This is a genomic window from Burkholderia sp. A9, assembly GCF_000801975.1.
The window spans coordinates 1-2,162 of sequence record NZ_JSZN01000058.1; the positions used below are offsets into that span (position 1 = coordinate 1).

3 protein-coding genes are annotated in these 2,162 nt (G+C 63.4%); 2 read left to right on the top strand and 1 reads right to left on the bottom strand.

Annotation, left to right across the window (positions count from 1 at the left end; all coding sequences use genetic code 11):
- Positions 1 to 406 precede the first annotated feature (406 nt).
- Positions 407 to 601, top strand: coding sequence for a hypothetical protein (locus PI86_RS15345; RefSeq protein WP_039324233.1), 195 nt, complete (start codon positions 407 to 409; stop codon positions 599 to 601).
- A gap of 130 nt (positions 602 to 731) precedes the next feature.
- On the opposite strand, the gene hppD is transcribed toward PI86_RS15345, so the two are convergent.
- Positions 732 to 1,829, bottom strand: a complete 1,098-nt coding sequence (gene hppD, locus PI86_RS15350) for a 4-hydroxyphenylpyruvate dioxygenase (RefSeq protein ID WP_034183958.1) — start codon at positions 1,827 to 1,829, stop codon at positions 732 to 734.
- A 213-nt stretch (positions 1,830 to 2,042) separates the two neighbouring features.
- Between hppD and PI86_RS16710 the strand changes: the two genes are divergently transcribed.
- Positions 2,043 to 2,162, top strand: a 120-nt coding sequence (locus PI86_RS16710; protein WP_152608128.1) for an Lrp/AsnC family transcriptional regulator, incomplete at its 3' end; no start/stop codon positions are given.

Here is a 2,162-nt window from a genome sequence, read left to right on the forward strand (position 1 = left end):
TCGAGCGTGTATTTGTCGTCAAGCGTGACGGACTTCAGCGCGGCTTCAAGCGACGCGCGTTGGCCTGCGTCTAGCGGGGCATTCATTGAACTGTCTCCTCCACCCAGTTTGGGATCACCAAAGCTTCAATTGCGTCGACGTCTTGTGAACGTGTCGGCAGTGGCCGGCATATTGGCCGGTTTTAACTGATGGTAGCACTGGGATAAACCCGCCGACCACCGGCCGGCGTGCCGCGCTGCGTCGACGAAATGACGCGTGGGGATGCGTTACATCATGTAAAGGCATGTAAAGCCGGCCCCATCATCGTACAAATGCCGTTAATCTTGTCGGCCTGCCGGAGGTGCCCGGCCGCGTCGGCCCGTTTCGACGCACCCGGGGAGGCGCCGGCGGTTTTAAAGGAGGTGCAATGAACACAGGTCATATCCAGAGTTTCCTGATCGTGTCCGCCGCGTTTTTCGCGATGACCGGCCCGGTGCACGCGCGAGGCGCGAGCGCACTGGCGGCAGCCGGCGCGCAGATGCGTCAGATCGCGCCGGCGCAGGACGCCGACGCACAGCCGACGGCCGAGCGCGCCGTCGTGTCGAAGGCGAACGTGCGTTGATCCGTTCGCGCGGCCGCCGGGCCGCGCCGAAACGTCAAAAGGGCGGGAATCTCGCGATTCCCGCCCTTTTTCTTTGTGCCGCCGGTTCGCGCGCGCGCCCGGTCTGCCGGGTGCTGCGCCGCCGGACGCGTCAGGCCTTGTCCTGGACCACGCCGCGGCGGATCTGGTCGAGCTCGATCGATTCGAACAGCGCCTTGAAGTTGCCTTCGCCGAAGCCCTGGTTGCCCTTGCGCTGGATGATCTCGAAGAAGATCGGGCCGATCTGGTTTTCGGTGAAGATCTGCAGCAGCAGGTCGTCGCGTGCACCGTCGATCAGGATCTTGCGCTTCTTCAACTCGTCCAGCGATTCGCCGTGGTTCGGCACGCGCCGGTCGACCAGCTCATAGTACGTGTCGATCGTGTCGAGCAGCTTCACTTCCTTGCCGCGCAGGCCGTCGACCGCACCGTAGATGTCGTTCGTGCCGAGCGCAATGTGCTGGATGCCTTCGCCGTGGTACGCGTCGAGGTATTCCTGGATCTGGCCGGCCGTGTCCGAGCCTTCCTCGTTGATCGGGATCCGGATCTTGCCGCACGGCGACGTCATCGCCTTCGACTTCACGCCCGTCACCTTGCCTTCGATGTCGAAGTAGCGCACTTCGCGGAAGTTGAACAGGCGCTCGTAGAACTCGGCCCATTCCTGCATGCGGCCGCGATGCACGTTGTGCGTCAGGTGGTCGATATAGGTGAGGCCGTGGCCGACCGGGTTCGGGTTCGCGCCGGCGATCGGCTCGAAGTCGACGTCGTAGATGCTGATGTCGCCGATCGCGCCCGGCTGCGCGCCGTTCTTGCCGCGCCAGCGGTCGACGAAGTAGATCAGCGAATCGCCGATGCCCTTGATCGCCGGGATGTTCAGCTCCATCGGGCCGGTCTTGTTGTCGAAGCCCCACGCGCCGAGTTCCAGCGCATGCTTGTATGCCTTCGCGGCGTCCTGCACGCGGAACGCGATCGCGCAGATCGACGGGCCGTGCAGGCGTGCGAAGCGCTGCGCGAACGAATCGGGTTCGGCGTTGATGATGAAGTTGATGTCGCCCTGACGGTAGACCGTCACGTCCTTGTGGCGGTGGCGCGCGATCGCGGTGAAACCCATCCGTTCGAACAGTTGTCCGAGCGCTTTCGGATCCGGTGCGGTGTATTCGATGAATTCGAAGCCGTCGGTGCCGACGGGGTTGTCCCAGTTGGGGATCTGCATGCCGTGTCTCCTGTGTCCTTTCCGAGCGGCCGGGGCGATGCGGGGGCCCCGGCCGGTTCCATGTCGAAGATGACGCGCGCCGCGGCGCGCGCAACGAATCGGTACATGCGACAAAGTGTAGCGGGCAGGGTGGAGCGTTAACTTGCGAACTTGATTGTCCGTGCCTACGATGGCGCAATTTCCAGTCTAGAATTAGACATCGGAGGGCAGAAAATGGCGCAAGCCGAATTGGACGCCATCGACCGGCGCATTCTCGCGATTCTTCAGGAGAACGGGCGCCTGTCGAACCAGGAGATCGCCGAGCGTGTGAACTTGTCGCCGAGCCCGTGCCTG

Excerpts from the sequence above, each read along its gene's own strand:
- hppD (WP_034183958.1), bottom strand. The coding sequence starts at position 1,829 with ATGCAGATCCCCAACTGGGACAACCCCGTCGGCACCGACGGCTTCGAA.
- PI86_RS15345 (WP_039324233.1), top strand. The coding sequence starts at position 407 with ATGAACACAGGTCATATCCAGAGTTTCCTGATCGTGTCCGCCGCGTTT.